This is a genomic window from Halanaerobium hydrogeniformans, from assembly GCF_000166415.1.
Classification (GTDB): domain Bacteria; phylum Bacillota; class Halanaerobiia; order Halanaerobiales; family Halanaerobiaceae; genus Halanaerobium; species Halanaerobium hydrogeniformans.
On sequence record NC_014654.1, the window covers coordinates 2,157,543 to 2,176,182 of the forward strand.

At 31.4% G+C, this 18,640-nt stretch carries 19 protein-coding genes and 1 riboswitch; all 19 genes read right to left on the reverse strand.

What is annotated here, in order from left to right; all coding sequences use genetic code 11:
- Positions 1 to 43: 43 nt before the first annotated feature.
- Positions 44 to 1,015, reverse strand: coding sequence for a BMP family lipoprotein (locus HALSA_RS09995; protein ID WP_013406446.1), 972 nt, complete (start codon positions 1,013 to 1,015; stop codon positions 44 to 46).
- Between the two features lie 27 nt (positions 1,016 to 1,042).
- On the reverse strand, positions 1,043 to 1,897 hold the full coding sequence (locus tag HALSA_RS10000; protein WP_013406447.1) for a biotin--[acetyl-CoA-carboxylase] ligase: 855 nt from the start codon (positions 1,895 to 1,897) through the stop codon (positions 1,043 to 1,045).
- A gap of 72 nt (positions 1,898 to 1,969) precedes the next feature.
- Positions 1,970 to 2,512: a folate family ECF transporter S component gene (locus HALSA_RS10005; RefSeq protein WP_013406448.1), complete on the reverse strand. Its 543-nt coding sequence runs from the start codon at positions 2,510 to 2,512 to the stop codon at positions 1,970 to 1,972.
- A gap of 70 nt (positions 2,513 to 2,582) precedes the next feature.
- Positions 2,583 to 2,676: riboswitch (THF riboswitch) on the reverse strand.
- 55 nt (positions 2,677 to 2,731) lie between these two features.
- Positions 2,732 to 4,402 (reverse strand): formate--tetrahydrofolate ligase, encoded by a 1,671-nt coding sequence (locus tag HALSA_RS10010; protein WP_013406449.1) that lies wholly within the window; start codon positions 4,400 to 4,402, stop codon positions 2,732 to 2,734.
- A 117-nt stretch (positions 4,403 to 4,519) separates the two neighbouring features.
- Positions 4,520 to 5,311, reverse strand: coding sequence for an ABC transporter permease (locus tag HALSA_RS10015; RefSeq protein ID WP_013406450.1), 792 nt, complete (start codon positions 5,309 to 5,311; stop codon positions 4,520 to 4,522).
- 24 nt (positions 5,312 to 5,335) lie between these two features.
- The gene (locus HALSA_RS10020) at positions 5,336 to 5,959 is read right to left on the reverse strand and encodes an ABC transporter ATP-binding protein (RefSeq protein WP_013406451.1); all 624 of its coding nucleotides are present in this window, start codon (positions 5,957 to 5,959) and stop codon (positions 5,336 to 5,338) included.
- Between the two features lie 150 nt (positions 5,960 to 6,109).
- A complete protein-coding gene (gene ftsH / locus HALSA_RS10025) occupies positions 6,110 to 8,014 on the reverse strand; it encodes an ATP-dependent zinc metalloprotease FtsH (RefSeq protein ID WP_013406452.1) in 1,905 nt (634 codons plus the stop codon).
- A gap of 165 nt (positions 8,015 to 8,179) precedes the next feature.
- Positions 8,180 to 8,740 (reverse strand): hypoxanthine phosphoribosyltransferase, encoded by a 561-nt coding sequence (gene hpt / locus HALSA_RS10030; protein WP_013406453.1) that lies wholly within the window; start codon positions 8,738 to 8,740, stop codon positions 8,180 to 8,182.
- 2 nt (positions 8,741 to 8,742) lie between these two features.
- On the reverse strand, positions 8,743 to 10,161 hold the full coding sequence (gene tilS / locus HALSA_RS10035; protein ID WP_013406454.1) for a tRNA lysidine(34) synthetase TilS: 1,419 nt from the start codon (positions 10,159 to 10,161) through the stop codon (positions 8,743 to 8,745).
- A 58-nt stretch (positions 10,162 to 10,219) separates the two neighbouring features.
- Positions 10,220 to 11,179, reverse strand: a complete 960-nt coding sequence (locus HALSA_RS10040; protein WP_238524750.1) for a Ppx/GppA phosphatase family protein — start codon at positions 11,177 to 11,179, stop codon at positions 10,220 to 10,222.
- Positions 11,103 to 11,654: a DUF501 domain-containing protein gene (locus tag HALSA_RS10045; RefSeq protein WP_013406456.1), complete on the reverse strand. Its 552-nt coding sequence runs from the start codon at positions 11,652 to 11,654 to the stop codon at positions 11,103 to 11,105. Before HALSA_RS10045 ends, HALSA_RS10040 begins: the two co-directional genes overlap by 77 nt.
- Before the next feature lie 115 nt (positions 11,655 to 11,769).
- Positions 11,770 to 12,135, reverse strand: coding sequence for a S1 RNA-binding domain-containing protein (locus HALSA_RS10050; protein WP_013406457.1), 366 nt, complete (start codon positions 12,133 to 12,135; stop codon positions 11,770 to 11,772).
- 160 nt (positions 12,136 to 12,295) lie between these two features.
- Positions 12,296 to 13,366: an IS30 family transposase gene (locus HALSA_RS10055; protein ID WP_013404838.1), complete on the reverse strand. Its 1,071-nt coding sequence runs from the start codon at positions 13,364 to 13,366 to the stop codon at positions 12,296 to 12,298.
- 103 nt (positions 13,367 to 13,469) lie between these two features.
- On the reverse strand, positions 13,470 to 15,638 hold the full coding sequence (locus HALSA_RS10060) for a Tex family protein (protein WP_013406458.1): 2,169 nt from the start codon (positions 15,636 to 15,638) through the stop codon (positions 13,470 to 13,472).
- 23 nt (positions 15,639 to 15,661) lie between these two features.
- Complete coding sequence (locus HALSA_RS10065; protein ID WP_013406459.1) at positions 15,662 to 15,985, reverse strand: FtsB family cell division protein; 324 nt, start codon at positions 15,983 to 15,985, stop codon at positions 15,662 to 15,664.
- Positions 15,986 to 16,150: 165 nt separating this feature from the next.
- A complete protein-coding gene (locus HALSA_RS10070; protein WP_013406460.1) occupies positions 16,151 to 16,501 on the reverse strand; it encodes a YlbF/YmcA family competence regulator in 351 nt (116 codons plus the stop codon).
- Between the two features lie 25 nt (positions 16,502 to 16,526).
- Positions 16,527 to 17,429 carry an ArsA family ATPase gene (locus HALSA_RS10075; RefSeq protein ID WP_013406461.1) on the reverse strand — a complete coding sequence of 301 codons (903 nt, stop codon included), beginning with the start codon at positions 17,427 to 17,429 and terminating at the stop codon, positions 16,527 to 16,529.
- Positions 17,429 to 18,313 carry an ArsA family ATPase gene (locus tag HALSA_RS10080; protein ID WP_013406462.1) on the reverse strand — a complete coding sequence of 295 codons (885 nt, stop codon included), beginning with the start codon at positions 18,311 to 18,313 and terminating at the stop codon, positions 17,429 to 17,431. The genes HALSA_RS10075 and HALSA_RS10080 overlap by 1 nt, the downstream gene beginning before the upstream one ends.
- A gap of 12 nt (positions 18,314 to 18,325) precedes the next feature.
- Positions 18,326 to 18,637 carry an arsenite efflux transporter metallochaperone ArsD gene (gene arsD, locus HALSA_RS10085; RefSeq protein WP_013406463.1) on the reverse strand — a complete coding sequence of 104 codons (312 nt, stop codon included), beginning with the start codon at positions 18,635 to 18,637 and terminating at the stop codon, positions 18,326 to 18,328.
- Positions 18,638 to 18,640 lie beyond the last annotated feature (3 nt).

The window sequence follows — 18,640 nt, forward strand, 5'->3', positions numbered from 1 at the left end:
TTAGTCAACTAAAATTATCAATCTCCTTAATTATTCTCTTAAGTTAATAATTATTAAAATTGTCTGGGACTTCTAATTCCCCATTAATAATTTTGTTTTTATATAGTTCCAGTTTATCAATTATTGAATCAGAAAGCTTATTATCAGCAATCTTTTGATCAATAGTTAAACCATAATTAGCCAAATTATAAGCTTTTGATCCATTTTGAAAAGCATCATCGAAAAAATTATTACTTTCTTTTTTTAATACATATGAGATGTTTTTAATAACATTCGTTAAAATTTTATCAGAAACTGTTTCAACAGTTTTGTTTTCTACTCCAATTAAATAAAAGTCATTTGCTTCTGCAGAAGCGATTATAGCGTCAGACGCAGAACCAGTAAAATAATATATTACATCTGCCCCATTAAAATAAAGCTGATCTGCTGTTTCTCTCGCAGTATCTTTAAAATTATTAGCACAAAGGTATTTACTGAGCAGCTTTATATCTTGATCAACCTGTTTGGCACCAGCAAAAAAACCAGCTTCATATTTTTTGCTTCTATTGTTTTCTCTTTCTCCAATAAAAGCTATAACAACACTTTCACTTTTTAAAGCTGCAATAACCCCTGCCAAAAATGAGCCTTCTTCGACGGCAAAATTTATTGATAACACATTATCCAGTTCAACTATACCATCAATTATTATAAATTTTTTCTGACTATACATTTGAGCTGTTTCTTTTAGCGACTGCTGCATTGAAGGCCCAATTGCCCAAATTAGATCAGCTTGACTTTCAGCTAAATAACTTAATTTTGGTAGATAATCTGTTAAAAGTTCTGTTTTGATAAAATCGTAATTAATATTAAAATCAATTTCTAATTCTTCCATAGCTAATTTAGATGCATAATTATAAGAAGGAGCAGTTGTATTTTCAACTTCAGTTATAACTGCAAGCTTCATATTTTCTGCAGAAATTGTTCCGGTAATGGTTAAGACTAAGAAAAAAAATAATAAAAATATTAGTTTTTTCAAAAGATCACCTCAAAAGTTATTCTATATTCATAAATTGCTGTATTCGAAACTTGTATTAAAAGAGTGGAAAGTTTTTTTACTTCCATCTTCCAATTCAGCAAGTATCTCACCACTATCCAATACATCTTTGATAATTACATTATATAAAGTGTTATTTTCTCTAACTTTTACTTTTTTCCCTATTATATTTAATGATTTTTTCCATTTTGAAATGACTTCTTTTCTGTATCCAGAAAAATATTTATTTATATAATCTTCTATTTCAAAAATAAAATTACTTAAAAAAATATTTTTATTTATTTTTTTAGACTTTTCTAGATAAAAAGAGGTTGCTGATTTTTTGATCTCTTCGTTAAAACAGCTGTTATTTAAGTTAACACCACAGCCAATGATTACAAAAGCACTTTTATCTTCAGTAAAAAATAATTCAGATAGTATTCCACAAATCTTTTTATTATTAACTAAAATGTCATTGGGCCATTTGATATCTGTTTTTAAAGAAAATTTTTCAAAAGTATTTTTCACAGCTAAAGCTGCTGCTGCAGTAACTTGTGGTATCTCCGGATAATTTTCTGGAAGCTTAAATAAAAAAGAAACGGAAAGACTTTTTTCACTACTTGAAAGCCATTTTTTCCCTCTCCTACCTTTGCCTTCGAGCTGTCTATCGGCAGCAAAAATAAATAACCTGTCTTCTGATAACTCTTTTATTGCAGTAGAGCTTAGTTTTTTTATAAACCTTTTAGCTTTTTCATTGGTTGAATCTGTTTCTTTTTCGATATATAAATCTATTTGGTCTATTAAACCATTCTTCCCTTTAATTTCTGCTAAATTCTTATATATATTTTTTTTATTTAGATTATTTAAACTTCTTTGTTTAACCATAAATTCACCCAATTCCTAAGAAAAGGCCCTCTTAAGAGGGCCCATTTTAAAAATTATACTATTAATTTTTAATTAACAGCTAGTACCTGCCCTTATTTCTCTTATATTAACTGTATTATGATTGAGTACTACCATAATAAAATAGGTATAAAGCGGAATATTTATCAACTGACTTATTAATCTAGGTGGCATTAAGACAGCAAATGGAACACCAAATAGAGTATTAATGAAATAAGGCACCAAAATTATAGAAGTTATTAATTGACCTATTGAGATAGCAGTAAAAATCACGGTCAGAGATCTACATCTTTTTAAAACATAAAACACAATTAAACCGGGAATAAACCCAGTCAAAAAAGAAGTTAAAGTAAAATGAGGCATGTAAGCACCAAGTGGATTAATAAAATACCCTAAAAGATCACCTAATCCACCTACTATACCTCCAGCAAGAGGTCCAAAAGCGATCCCGGCAAAAATGATAGGAAGAGCTCCAAAACCTACCCTAACTCCTTCTACTCCGGCCACCGGAATTCTAATACTAAAAACTCTAGTAAAAATAATCGTTAATGCTATTAAAAAAGATAATTGGGATATTCTTTTTGTACTAAAATTCAAAATTCGCACCTCCCTCCCTCTTCGGTTAGGATGATAGTTTTTCTGCACCAAAGAAAGAGGAAACTTTGGTGACAGCGGACGCGACATTGAGACCGCAGCTAAATGCTTTCGTTTCAGAGCAACGTCCCATCTCTGAACACTCTACGCCTCAAGCCTACTCTATCACATAATAATATTTGTCTATATTATAACCTATCTAAATTATAATTTAAAGTTAAATTAAAACAAACCAGTAATTTTTCCATCAGCATCAATATCTATATCCTCAGATGATGGCCTTTTAGGTAGACCTGGCATTGTTAATACTGGCCCTGTCATAACAACCAAAAAGCCTGCACCTGCTGAAAGGTTAATCTCATTAATACTGATCTTAAAACCTGTAGGTCTTCCTTTCAAAGCAGGATTGTCAGAAATAGAGCTAGAAGTTTTCGCCATGCAAATGGGAAGATCAGAATAACCCTCTTCTCTATATTTGTCTATCTGATTTAAAGCTTTATCACTATATTCTACACCTTCAGCCCCATAGATTTCTCTTGCAATAGTTTCAATTTTTTCTTTAATAGGAGAATCAGTTTGATAAAGAAATTTAAATTGACTTTTTTCATTTTCGAGAATATCAAGTAATTTATTAGCTAATTCTTCACCACCTTCGCCTCCTTTTGACCATACTTCAGACAGAGCAGTTTTTACTCCTAATTTGTGACATTCTTTTTTGATAAGTTCTATTTCTGCTTCTGTATCATCAGGAAAGCGGTTTATCGCTACTACAGCAGGAACACCAAATTTAGCAACATTTTCGATATGCTTTTCTAAATTGGCCATCCCCTTTTTTAAAGCTGATAAATTCTCTTCTTTTAAGTTGTCGATATCTACTCCACCATGCATTTTTAATGCTCTAATTGTTGCAACTATAACAGTTGCATCAGGGTTCAAATCAGCATAACGAGACTTTATGTTATAGAATTTTTCTGCTCCTAAATCAGCACCAAAACCAGCTTCAGTAATAGTTATATCAGCAAGTTTCATAGCAAGTTTTGTTGCCATAACACTATTACACCCATGGGCAATATTCGCAAATGGGCCTCCATGAATAAAGGCTGGAGTATTTTCTAATGTTTGTACTAAATTAGGCTTAATTGCATCTTTTAAAAGAGCAGTCATTGCTCCTTCAACTTTTAAATCATGAGCTGTAATACTTTTACCTTCATATGTATAAGCAACAACAATTTTACCCAGTTTTTCTTTTAGTTCCATAAGGTCATTTGCCAGACATAAAATTGCCATAACTTCTGAAGCCACAGTAATTAAAAAACCGTCTTCTCGTGGTTGCCCATTTATAGTTCCACCTAAACCTACAACTGTATTTCTTAAAGCCCTGTCATTCATGTCTAAAGCACGCTTAAAAGTAACTCTAGTCGGATCTATGTTTAGTTCATTACCCTGTTTAATATGGTTGTCTATTACTGCTGAAAGCAAATTATGAGCAACCCCTATTGCATGAATATCACCAGTAAAATGAAGATTGATGTCTTCCATTGGAACTACCTGAGAATAACCGCCACCAGCTGCACCACCTTTGATGCCCATTGTGGGTCCTAAAGATGGTTCACGAAGAGCTATAACAGCATTCTTACCAATTCGATTTAATGCTTGACCTAACCCAACTGTTGTAGTGGTTTTTCCTTCACCAGCTCTTGTAGGTGTTATTGCAGTAACCAAAACAAGTTTGCTATCTTCTTTTTCCGGTAGTCTTTTTAAAACATCTAGATTCACCTTAGCTTTGTATTTTCCAAACAGCTTTAAATCATCTTCTGATAAACCTAACTGAGCAGCAATTTCAGTAATTTCCTTCATTTCAGATGCCTGAGCTATTTGAATATCACTTTTCAAGATATTTCCCCCCTCAATAGTTAAATATTACTTAATTCTTATTAATTTATTTCAATATAATTTAATAAATCCCTTTATTTGCTCACAACTATCTCATTAAATTTAATTAATGTTAATTCACTCATTGTTTTCTTTTAATTGTTTTCTCTTGTTAAAAAAGGTTTTGCTTCCCTTATTAACCATAAAAAATACTGTTAGCGTAACACTACCCAGAATACCCATCATAATTGCTATTTGATATCTAATTGCAATTAATGGTGATGCTCCAGCCAAAATTTGACCAGTCATCATTCCCGGCAAAAAAACTATTCCCATCCCCATCATTGAATTAATAGTTGGTAAGATAGCGTTGTAAAAAGCTTTTTTATTTATTTCTTCTACCGCAGTGGATGGTTCTGCACCTAACATTAAATAATTTTCTATTAAGCGTTTGTTGTCTCTAAAACCATTTACTAAATGATTTACTCCAAGAGATATACCTGTCATAGAATTTCCTATCAACATTCCAGATAGAGGAATAAAATAATCAGCTCTATACCAGGGATCTAGACCAATAACCCCTAAAAGAAAAAACAATATAGCAATTAAAGTACCTGAAAACATCGAAGCTGCAATAATTCTTTTAAGCTCACTGGAAATTTCACCATCAACTCTGGCATAAATATTATAAATAGCAAAAGTTTCCATGACAAGAAGAATCAAAACACTAAAAAATGGATTCTGATTAGCAAAGACATAGTCAAGCAAAAAGCCAATTGCCACTAATTGAATGGTCATCCTTATAGAAGCCAAGATAATTTCAGATTCATTGCCGATATTCTTTTTTCTAACTATAAGAAGCAAAATCACAACAAAAGAATATGCCAACACTAACTGCATTATTTGAATACTAATGATGTTATTATCCATGATTAACTCTCCTCTTAAATTCTTTTAGACCAATTTTCCCTGTTCAATATTAATAATCTCATCTGCATATTCTTCTGCAACATTTGGATTATGAGTTACCATGATTAAAGTTCTTTTATTTTTTTTGGCATAATTTGCTACCATTTTTATAATTACATCTTCAGTTTCTAAGTCAAGAGATGCAGACGGCTCATCTAAAAGCAATGTTTCTGGCTCTAAAAGCATAACTCTTGCTAAAGCAAGACGCTGTCTTTCCCCACCAGAAAGATTTGCAGCATCATCATCTAAATTTTTATTTAGGGAAACCTTTTCCAAAAGATTTTTATATACCTTATCATCAGAATATTCATTACAGGTTATTTCTTCAGTTGTTTTAAAATTGTCCCTGATTGTACCTTTGAAAATTTGCGGTTCCTGAGCTAACATAACAACTTTTCTTCTTAATTGAACAGGATCATATTCTTCAATTTTTTTACCTTTGTAATATATATTACCACGATCTGAAGAAATCATATTGTTTAATAATTTTAAAAAAGTTGTTTTTCCTCCACCACTACTACCCAAAATAGCGGTGATCATATCCTCAGCAATCGATAAATTATCAATTTCTAAAATATCCTTAAATTTTACATTTTCTAGTTTAAACATGGTTTCCTCCCTAAGAATATGCTTTAATTATTCCGATTATAATTTTAGCAATTATTGTTCAATAAAGCAAGTTCTTAATTATCAGTTAAGCTATTAGAAAAACCAGCCCGAATTGGGCTGGTTAATAAAATACGAACTTTTAAAATAGTTTTACTGTTGTGGCTCAGGTTGGAAAGTAGTAACTATTGTGCTCTCTTTACTTTCCTTTTCTTCAGAATTATCTTCTTCAATAATATCCTTCTCAGGGTCACCAGTGATTTTTTCACCTTTAATTATAAGGCGAATTTGATCTGCATTAAGTGTTTCAAACTCTTTTAATGCTGTAACCAGTCTTTCTACAGTTTCCCGGTGTTCCTCTAATAAGCGCACAGCTTTACTAAAACATTCTTCAACCATTTTGCTTACTTCTTTATCTATTCGAGCAGCTACTTCTTCACTGTAATTTCTCTGACGAGAAATATCTCTACCCAGAAATACCTGTTCATCATGCTTTTGTCCCAGAGTTAATGGTCCTAAATTTTCACTCATTCCATATTCTGTAACCATAGCTCTGATAATTTTGGTGGCTCTTTCAATATCATTTTGAGCTCCAGTACTTATATCCTCTAAGAATATTGATTCTGCTGCTCTACCACCAAGTAAACTGGTTACTTTATCTAAGAGCTGTCCTTTTGTCATAAAGTTTTGATCATCTTCAGGTAGTGGAATGGTAAAACCACCGGCTCTACCTCTTGGAATAATAGAAACTTTATGAGTACGATCAGCATGCTCTAATAATTCTCCTAAAAGAGCATGTCCGGTTTCATGATAAGAAACAAGATTTTTCTCTTTTTCTGAAACCAATCTGCTTTTTTTAGCAGGGCCAGCTATAACTCTATCAATTGCATCATCAAATTCTTTCATAGACAATATTTTTTTACCCCGCCTAGCAGCTAAAATTGCCGCTTCATTAGCAAGATTTTCCATATCAGCACCTGTAAAACCAGGGGTCCTTTTAGCTAATATCTCTAAATCGATATCATCATCAAGTGGTTTATCTTTTACATGTATTTCTAAAATTTTCTGTCGACCTAATCTATCAGGTTTGTCCACGAGAATCTGACGGTCAAAACGACCTGGTCTTAATAAAGCTGGATCCAATACATCAGGTCTATTGGTAGCAGCCATCAAAATAATACCTTCATTAGGCTCAAATCCATCCATTTCTACCAAAAGCTGATTTAAAGTTTGTTCCCTCTCATCATGACCGCCGCCAAGTCCAGCTCCACGCTGACGACCAACAGCATCTAATTCATCAATAAAAATAATACAAGGAGAATTTTCCTTGCCTTTTTCAAACAAATCTCTAACTCTTGAAGCACCAACACCAACAAACATCTCCACAAAATCTGATCCACTAATAAAATAAAAAGGTGTTCCGGCTTCTCCAGCAACAGCTTTCGCCATTAAGGTTTTACCTGTTCCAGGTGGCCCTATCATTAATACCCCTTTAGGAACAGTAGCTCCCAGCTGAGAAAACTTCTGTGGATTCTTTAAAAACTCAACAACTTCCTGTAATTCTTCTTTAACTTCTTCGTAATTAGCTACATCATCAAAACTTAACTTGCTTTTACTTTCATCTAGTTTAGCTTTACTTTTTCCAAATGACATCATTTTACTGCCGCCACCCTGCATTTTCTGCATAATAAATATCCAGGCAACAATTAAAATAGCTACTGGTAAAATGTAGCTAAGTATATTTACCCACCAGGGTGCAGTTGGTTGAGGCTCAGTTTTTATATTTACATTTCCAGCTCTCAGTTCTGACATTAATGATGGGATAGCTTCCGGTGGAACAGCAACTTCAAATCTCTGTCCATCTATTTCACCTGTTACTTCTTGATTACCAATTATAGTTACTTCTTCAATATTATTAGCTGCTACTTCTTGAAGAAGATTTGTATATGTGAATTCTTCCATAGTTGCAGGTCCTTGCTGCATAAAAAATTGAGCAACTAAGATAGAAATGGCAATCAAAATCAAGTAAAATCCGATATTTTTAACGAATTTATTCAAAATAATTTACCTCCCTACTACTTCAGTTATACAGTAAAATATTATAACACAATATTTATAATTTGTAAATGTTATCAGGTCCACTTAAATTAAAATTCGATTAGAATGCAAAATATTAAATATTAATATAATAATTACTTTAAATAACTTAATTACCAATGTATTTTAATTATACATTTTTTCCTTCAAAACTCCAATAAAAGATAAGTTGCGATATTTTTCAGCGAAATCAAGCCCATATCCAACTACAAATTTGTCTGGAATCTCAAACCCATTAAAATCTGCATCAATTTCTTTTTGTTCTCTTCTATCTGGTTTATCTAGCAATGTAACTACTTTTATGCTTTTAGGATCTCTTGTTTTTAAAATTTCAACAACATGTTTTAAAGTTCTACCAGTATCAATAATATCTTCTACAATTAATAAATGTCTTCCTTCAATGTTTTCTTCCATATCTTTAATTATTCTTACAACCCCAGAAGATTTGGTAGAAGCTCCATAGCTCGAAACATCCATAAAATCAAAAGTTACTGGTAAATCTATTTCTCGAGCCAAATCAGCCATAAAAATAACTGCTCCTCTCAAAATACAGAGCATTACTATATCATCATCTTCATTGTAGCTTTCAGTAATTTCTTTACCTAATTCTTCAATGCGTTTTTTTATTTCTTCTTCAGCAATAATTATTTCTTTAAAATCACCTTTAAATACAGAGTTATTCCCCATTATTAATTATCCCCCTTAAGATTATTTTTTAGCTTTAAAACTAAAACTTTCTCTGTTTTAGAAGTTACTTTAAAATTATCAGCAATTCTAAATTCTGTTAACCAAACAATATTGTCATTTCTATCTACAATGAGAGGAATCTTATCCCTTTTGTATTTTGGTACTTTCTGATCAATTAAAATATCTTTCACTTTCTTTTTACCCTGCATTCCTAATGGAATGAAACTATCACCTTTTCTTCTTGAGCGAAGATATAAAGGTAATTCAACTTTTTCATAATCTAACATAGCCACTTTGGGGTCAGAATTAAAATTTATCTTATTTTTATTTTCTATAAATATTTCTATAAAATAATTGCTGGAGTATTTATTATTTTTGTTGATTTCTAAAAGCTTTTTATTATCAATTTTTCCAGCTTCAACCACATCTTTTTTGAAAAAGATTAAGTTCTCATAACTGATCTCAACCCTTATAGAGGCAGGTAGATCAATTCCCCGACCTGTAGTTAAATTATTTAATAATTTCTCTATTTCCAAAATATGCTCTAAATATAAATCTTCTAAATCATCTTTTAATTTTTGATAGGCTATCCTTAAGATTCTCCGCCTAATAACTTTATCATAGTTATTGAATTTCTTGAGCTCTAAAATTAGTTTATCATTTTCTGAGCTTATAAGACAATTATTATACTTCTGAAAAGAAATTTTATTTAAAAAATTCTCTTCTTCAGCAATTAATTTAGCATTTCTGGCGATTACTTCTTTTACAGCAGGATTAATTTCGGCCTCAATAATTGGAATAATTTTATTTCTTATTATATTTCTGCTATAAATATTTTCTTTATTACTACTGTCATAACGAGGATTTAATTTTTTTTCCTGACAATATTTTATAATTTCTTTTTTGCTAAAATCAAGTAAAGGATGAATAACTTGAACTCCATTAATATTTATTTTTTTTTCTATGCCACTTAAACCTCGCAAACCACTTCCCCGAAAAAGATTTAATAATACTGTTTCTGCCTGATCATCTTTATGATGAGCAAGGGCCAGTAGATCAAAATCATTTTTTAAATATATTTCTTTAAAAAAATTAAATCTTTCTCTGCGGGCTGCAGCTTCAGCAGAAATGTTTTCGTTTTTTATTATTTCTGGCAAATTAACTTTTTTAGTATAAAAATTTATGTTTAAATCTTTTGCTTTTTCTTCCACAAAGTCTAATTCCTGGCCTGACTCTTTTCTGAACTGATGGTCAAGATGAATTAAAGCAATATCTACTGCAAAATAATCTTTAAACTCAAAAAAAAGCTGCAGCATTGTTAAAGAATCAGGTCCACCGGAAACAGCAAGTAAAATTTTATCTCCTTTTGAGAGAAGATTATTTTCTTCAATATTTTTTTTAAAATTTACTTCAAAATTCAAGAAAAATCCTCCCCCTTTAAATTAAGTTTATCTTTTAAAAAATAAAGTCAACCTATAATTAAAATAACTGCTCTTTTAACAAACCATATAATAAATCTTTGTCACTTACAGTTAAATTATTACAAGCACAGAAATTTAAAATACTGATTAAAATTACCAATCCGGCTGTTATTATATCTGCTCTTTCCGCTTGTAAGCCTTTGACTTGTGATCTTTCTACTAAATTCATATCTTTAAAATCAGTTAAAAAATCATTCAATTCAAAAACATTTAATTTACTCCCTTCAATTTTGCTGCTATCATACACTGCCATTCTATGCTTAACTGCAGCTAAAGTAGTTATTGTACCACCTACTCCTTTTAATCTTAAATTTTGGGGTAAATCTAACTCTTTACTAAGTAAATCTAAAGTGAATTCTTCGATGTTTTTGATTTCTTCTTCTGACACTTCAGCTTCTGGATTATTAATAAAACGCTCTGTCATTCTAACACAACCGATATCAAGACTTTTGTAATTAATCTCTTTATCAGCTGGCCAAATAAATTCGGTGCTTCCACCACCGATATCAAGCAACAAAAATTGGTCTTTTAAACTTGAAGCTGCCCCTAAAAAATTTAATTGAGCTTCTTTTTCTCCACTAATTATTTGCAGTTCAAAACCAATCTCTTTTATTTCTTTAGTTAAAATCTCTGAATTATGTACATCTCTTAGAGCACTTGTACCAACAACTCTAATACTTTTTAAATCATATTTATCCATTATATTTTTATATTCTCTAATCGCTTTTATAACTCTATTTACAGCATTTTTTGTTAGTTTTTTGTTAGCATCTACACCTTCACCAAGTCTGGTTATTTGAAGTTCTCTTTCTAGTATATTTATTCCATTTTCCTGGCAGTTTAATTCACCAATTAATAACCTAGAAGAATTTGTCCCTATATCAATTGCTGCTGCTTGCAAATTTATCAATCCTTTCCTGGCAAATCGAGCAGTTTTCTGGCCACTCAATTTTTTCAAAAGCAATTTCCCCAACCGGATTAGACTTATCTATTAAAAAATGAGCTAAATGAGTATGTAAGCATTTAATACCTTCTTTATCTTTGATCCCCCCCACTCCAGAATAAAGGAGTGTTTGATAAAGGTTTTCAGAAAGAGATTTTGCTTTATTGAGATCTTCCTGACTTAATAACTCTCTTCTCATTTTAGCATATTTTTTATGAGCTTTTTCCATCCTATTTTTGAATTCATGGTCTTTATCTAAAAGCTCCTGAAGCACTGCTAGAAGATTACTTTCTGCTTCTAATCTATCCACTTTATAATTTAAATATGGACAGCTTAACCAATATATTGTTGGGGCTGGAATATTATTTTTATATGGATTAACAATTACTACAGTTGGAAAATCAAATGGACAAAATACTGCAGACTTAGAAAAGTTATTAATATTTCTTTTTAACTGCAGTTCAACAATTTTTTTTTCAGATAATAGCATCTTTAATTCTCCTTGAAATAATAAGCAAATAATAATTTATATAATTTTAAAAAGAGAAAACACCCTTTACACTAGTTAAAGGATGTTTAAAAAATTAAAAAAAATTGGCATGTATTTATTTAGAATTACCGCCCTTTTTTGCCTCCCTATTTTTTAAATCCTGCTGACGTTCACTACTCTGCTTGAGAAAACGATCCATCTTTTCTTCAAAAGACATCTCAGGAGCATGATCAATTCTGTCACCCGGATCCTCTAACTGTTTAATCGAAAGACCAATTTTCCCGTCATCATCGATATTAATAACCTTAACTTTTACATCATCATCTTCTTTAAGAAAATTACTAATATCTTTAACATAAGTGTTAGCAACTTCGGAAATATGAACTAAACCTGTTTCTCCACTTTCCAGCTCAACAAAGGCGCCAAAATTAGTTATCCCTGTAACCTTACCATCAACTATACTTCCCACTTCTATGGACATGCTTAAAAAATTCCTCCCTAAATATTGATATTGTAATTATTATAACTTACTTAGGTCAAAGCTGTCAAATATATAGACTAAAATTTTAAAGTAGGTGAATTGCAACATGCAATGCACGCTTTTTTAATCTTTCTTAAAATCACCTGTACCTTCATTACTTCTAGACACTAAAGCTTAATTTCTCTTTAAATAATTTATCTGAGTTTTCATAGTTAAACATTTTTCTAGGATAAGTATTTATAAAATCCTGAATCTTTTTTATCAGTTTTCTCTTAATACCTTTAAAACTTGTGCCTTTAGGTAAAAATCTTCTGATAAACTTATTAGCTACTTCATTTGATCCCCTTTGCCAGCTACAGTATGCATCACAATAATACAAACTAGTTCTAGGTATACTGCTACCTGTATATGATTGTTCTATACCTTCATAATCTGCAAATTCTGAACCGTTGTCTGTAGTAATCGATTTAAATGTTTCCCTAAAATTAACAACCCCAAATCGTCTTTCTATACGATCAAGTCCTTTTACCACTGACTTTGCTTTTTTGTTTGGTATTTTTTCTATGATTTCCTGCCTAGTTTGTCTTTCTGTCAGCACTAGTAAGGCAGGTTCATCTTTTTGTTTTAACCCTTCTACTAAGTCCATCTCCCAATGCCCAAATTCCTCCCTGGTATCAGCTCCTTCAGGCCTATCTCTAATTGTACGACCTTCCTTACGCCTCGTAGTGCTTTCACTTTCTTTTGGTCTGTCTTTCCCAGTTTTATAATTACCATGTGGGAGATCGCTTCTGTCTATATTCAAAACACCTTTATCTATGTAATTATAGATTGTTTTCCAGTGTAATTGAATTTCAAATTTATCTGATTCTTCAATGTCTTTTGCCACTGCTGCAGGAGATCTTAATTCCTTGATTTTTTCTTCTATAAATTCTGCTAACTCTTTATTTTTATCGATTTTTAAATCAGGGCCTTTATTCGAATTATTAAATTCATATACTTTCTGTGCTATCTCTGGTACATATTCTTTTCTGGTTGTTCCATCACCATTATCAAGTTCTACCTCACCTTTTTTTATTTCTCGACTGATTGTTGTTCTATGGCAGTTTAATTCTTCGCCTATTTCAGTATAATTTTTTTCTTGGACATTATATAAATGTTTAATTAATTTGCGATCATCAAAATTCAGGTGTTTTCCTTTGCTTCGTTTTGTGTTACAATTACTTTGACACATATTCTGTACCTCCTAATGTTTTTGTCGCTATTAACATTATACAAAAGGTACAGGTATGTGTCTATTTTTTTATCTAATCACCGCGTGCATTTAATTATACAATTCAAAAAAATTTTAAAGTAAAAGAAATTCTTTCCCTTTTTTTATCAACATTTAAAACTTTTACATCAACATTTTGGCCAATTTGTAGAATTTCAAAAGGATCATTTAAATAAAAATCGCTCATTTCAGATATATGAAGTAGGCCATCCTGCTTTAATCCAATATCAATAAAAGCTCCAAAATCGACAATATTTCTAACTTTACCGGTAAAAATCATTCCTTCTTCAATATCTTCAATTTTTAAGATATCTTTTCTAAACACTGGCCCTGGCATTGAAGCCCTTGGATCCCTTCCAGGCTGTTGTATAGCTTTTATAATATCTTTAGTAGTTGGTATTCCAATTTCAAGGGTTTCGGCAGTTTCTATAATATTTAAAGTTTTTATCTTTTCCCTGATTTTTTCTAAAGTCTGATCATCTTTAATATCACTGGATTGATGATCTATTTTGTTTAAAATTCTTTCTGCTTCTTTATATGACTCTGGATGAATAGGAGTTAAAGCAAATGGATCAGCATCAGAATCAATTCTTAAAAACCCCGCTGCCTGTTCATAGGTTTTTGGACCGAATCCATATACATCAAGCAATTCTTTTCTTGTTTTAAAACCACCTTTTTCACTTCTATGATCAATAATTTTTTGAGCATTATTGGATGAAATACCTGAAACATAGGTTAATAAAGCTGCAGAAGCAGTATTTAATTCAACCCCAACATGATGGACAGCATCAACAACCACCTCATTTAAAGCTTTCTCTAATCTCTTTTGACTTATATCATGCTGATACATACCTACCCCCAGTGATTTAGGCTCTATTTTTACAAGCTCTGCTAGTGGATCTTGAATCCTCCTTCCAATCGAAATAGCTCCTCTGATAGATACATCAAGCTCAGGAAATTCCTGACGAGCTAATTTTGAAGCAGAATAAACTGAAGCTCCTGCCTCACTCACAATAGTATATTCAATATCTAAGCCATTTTTTATCATATTAACAACAAAAATTTCAGTTTCTCTACTTGCAGTTCCATTACCTATTACAATTAAATCAACATCATGTTTTTTTATAAGCTTTGCTGTAACTTCAACTGATTCTTCCAGATTATTGACAGGTGCATGAGGATAAATAGCAGCTGTATCTAATAAATCTCCGTTTTCTGCTAGAACAGCAATTTTACAGCCTGTTCTAAAAGCCGGATCAATTGCTAAAACTTTTTTACCAACTAATGGGGGCTGCATCAAAAGTGATTTTAAATTGGTGGAAAAATTATTAACAGCTTTTTCTTCAGCTTTATCAGTTAAATGATTTCTAACTTCTCTTTCCAAAGAGGGAAAGATCATTCTTTTATAGGCATAATCTAGAGCATTTTCAATAAAAGGATAATATTGATTTTTTTCAAACTCAAAATGATCATTAATTATTTTAACTGCCTTATCTTCATCACAGACAATCTTAACCCTCAATACTTCCTCTTTTTCTCCCCTGTTTAAAGCTAATATCCTGTGGGGAGGAATCTTATTAATTGATTCTTTAAATTCATAATAATCCCTAAATTTTTCCGCTTCTTCTTCATTTTTTAGTTCTGATACTATATCCGATTTAGCAAAAACAAATTCTCTCAATTTTTTTCTAAGTTCAGCATCATCAGATATATCTCCCGCAATAATATCTTCTGCTCCACTTAATACATCTTCAATATTTTCTAAAGCTTTTTCTGGGTCTATATACTCCTGTGCTAATTGCTCAGGAGTTGTAGCCAATTCCTCCTGTTTAAAAATAAGCTCTGCTAAAGGTTTAAGACCTTTTTCAATAGCTTTATCAGCTTTAGTTTTTTTCTTGCTTTTAAAGGGTCTATAAAGATCTTCTACTTCCTGTAAGGTATCAGCTTTTATCAGTTTTTCCTTAAGCTGACCACTGTATTTATCAACTTTATCAGCTGCAGCAGCTACTTCGTTTTTTCTTTGCAGTAATCTCCTTAAATAATCAATTTTTTCTTCTATATTTCTGATTTCTAGCTCATCTAAACTTCCTGTCATTTCTTTTCTATATCTTGCAATAAAAGGAACTGTATTCCCAGAATCCAAGAGTTCTACTACTGCCTTTACATTATTCTTTTTTAATTTCAATTCTTCAGCAGTTAATTTCAAAATATCCATTTCAATGTATTTAGCCATAAAACGACTCCCTTATTATATAATTAATCATTATCTGTTTCTTCTTCAGTTTCTTCCTGCTCTTCGATAGGAACTAAAAGCATTTCACCGGGTTTAACCAGACCTAATTTCTCCCTGGCAACCTGCTCTATGTACTCTTCATCAGTAGTATTTTCAAGCTGATATTTTAATTCTTCATTTTCTGCTTCTGCTTGAGCTATTCTTGCTTCCATCTCTTCTATCTCTTCGTCTAGACGGCTCATCCTGGATAAATTGTTCCAAAAGTTAAAAGCTGCAATGATCAAAATTACAGAAACAACAGCTATTACAAAAGGATTAAGCAAAAAATCTTTTCTATTACGAGGCATAAATCTCCCTCCAATATATTGAATAATTGCACTGTGAGTTGAGAATTTCTTTTAACTTAATTATACTTTAATTACTTAGATTTATCAAAAAGAATTAATAAGAGCCCATTCCCAGGAAAAAGTTCCAGAAAAATGGACTCTAAAAAGCTTTGCTTTTAAATTAATTTAACAACAGCCTGAACCAGGAGCACATCCTCCCTGTTGAATACCAAGACTTTGCGAAATTATATTATTAACTTTATTCATCAAATTATTAAACTGCTTTTGTGTTTGTATATAATTCTTTATTTTTTCATTTTGCCAAAGCTTTTGTTGAAGTGATATTAGCTCTTTTTTTAATTTTTCATTTTGTCTATTAGAAGCAAAAGTCTGCTGTTTTTCTTCCATTTCTTTTTTTAGTTTTAATGCCTCAGTATCATTTTCAAGAGTTGATTCTGCTTCTTTTAGTGCTCTAAAAGCTTTAGATTCTATCAGCTTATCTCCTAAAATCTCTGCTTTTTTAATTACTTCTGACATATATTTTTACCTCCATAAATAAGATTTATATTTTTTCGTCCTCAAAAAGTTTTTGTCCAGCTTCTTGCAATAATTCAATCCCTTTAATCTCTTCGGCAAAAAGCGGCATTTTAATAATTGGAGCAGAAAATATATCTTTCATTTCTTCAAGATGTTTATCCTGCATTGCTTTTCTCTTTTTAAAATAAGGGGTAGTACAGTATTCTGCAGGTAATATTTTATTAGCCACAATAAGTTGAGTATCTATATCAACGGTTTTTAATTCTTCGACTGCTCTACTTGCCTCAAGGATTGGAGTGTTTTCTGGATAAAGAGTAAAAGCAAATATTGTCTGCTTTTTATCCTGTAATTTTTCGATTACTTTTTTGAATCTTTTTTGAGATTCTAAATCAGCTTGATTTTCTTTGCTGTTAGCCATTTTAAACTCTAACTGCTGATTCCAGTTTAATGGTAATTCAAGCAGGCGCAAAGTATGACCAGTTGGCGCTGTATCAAATACAATTTGCTGATAATAATCCTTTTCTGTATAATCGATAAATTTATCAAAAGAAGCCATTTCTTCTGTACATGGTGATTCTAGCTCTTCTTTTAAACCCATTAACATTTCTTCAGTATAATTTTTTTCTTTTGCCTCATTTAAAACCTTATTTTTATATTCTTCTGCAACTTTTTTAGGATCAATTTTTACGATATCAAGATTTTCTACTCCAGCAACTGCAGATATTTCACCACCTACTTCTTGTTCAAATACATCTTCTAAATGAGATGCAGGATCTGTGGTCAAAAGCAGTGTTTTATAGCCTTTTTCTGCTAAATAAACTGCTGTAGCTGAAGAGATAGAGGTTTTACCTACTCCACCTTTTCCAGCGAAAAATATTAATTTAGGTTCTGTATCTACCGCTTCAATTATTTTAGCATCATTTATCATTAAACAGCCTCCTTATAAAGCTTATCTGCAACATTTCTTAAAATATCTAAGCCTTTAATTTCATCATCTAATAACTCCATTTTTTTAATTGGCAAATCTATTTTTTGCTGTATCTCTTTTAGATGTTTTTGTTGCATTTCTCCCCGTTTTTTAAAGAAAGGATTGTTACACTCTTCTTTAGGTATTATCCCATTTACTATTAAGGAGCTAGTATTTATGCCAATTTCTCTTAATTCTTTACTGGCTCTTTGTGTCTCTCTAATAGAACTACTTTCTGGGTGCATCACAAAAATAAATTCTGTTCTTTTTTCATCTTTTAGTAGTTCAATTGCCCTGTCATACTTTTCTTTAGAATCCTGAATATTTTGTACAGGCCCCATACAAGTTTGCCCACTACCTTCTGCACTTTCTTCTATATGTTTACTCCAATCAACAGGTAGCTCTAAAAGCCTGATTGTATGGCCTGTAGGAGCTGTATCAAAAATAACAACATCATAGCTATCATCATCCATAAAATCTATAAAACGATCAAATGAAGCCATTTCTTCAGTACAGGGTGAATTTAATTGTTCTTCTACAACTGCCAGCATTTTTTCATTAAAAATTTCACGCATTGGGGCTAGAGTTTGCTCTTTGTATTCTTCAGTAGCTTTTTTTGAATCTATTTCCATTGCAAAAAGATTTTCTACTCCATCTATTGGAGTAACCTGATGACCTATTTTTTGCTGGAAAACATCTGCTAAATTAGCTGCAGGATCAGTTGTTACTATGATTGTTTTTAAACCTTTTTCTGCGTAATGAACTCCAGTTGTTGAAGCCATTGATGTTTTACCTACTCCACCCTTACCTGAAAAAAAGATATATTTACTAACGTTTTTAGACATTAATTTTCCTCCTTATATTTTGTCAACTGCGGATTTTATTTTTTCATATGATGCATATTCGCCTATTGTTAATATTTCTCCGTTTATTTCTATAATGGGTAAATTTTCAGTTCCAGAATCATTTACCTGTGTTAAAACAGATTGATTGTTTTGAAATGCAAACGGATTATGATTCATGGAATTTCTTTCTACAGTGAAACCTTCTTCTTTTAATTTTTTTATGGTTTGACTAAATTCAACTAATTCATCGTCAACATCTGGCCCACAAACTCCTGAACTACAACACATTGGTGGTTCATATACACTAATTTTAATTTTACTCAATTT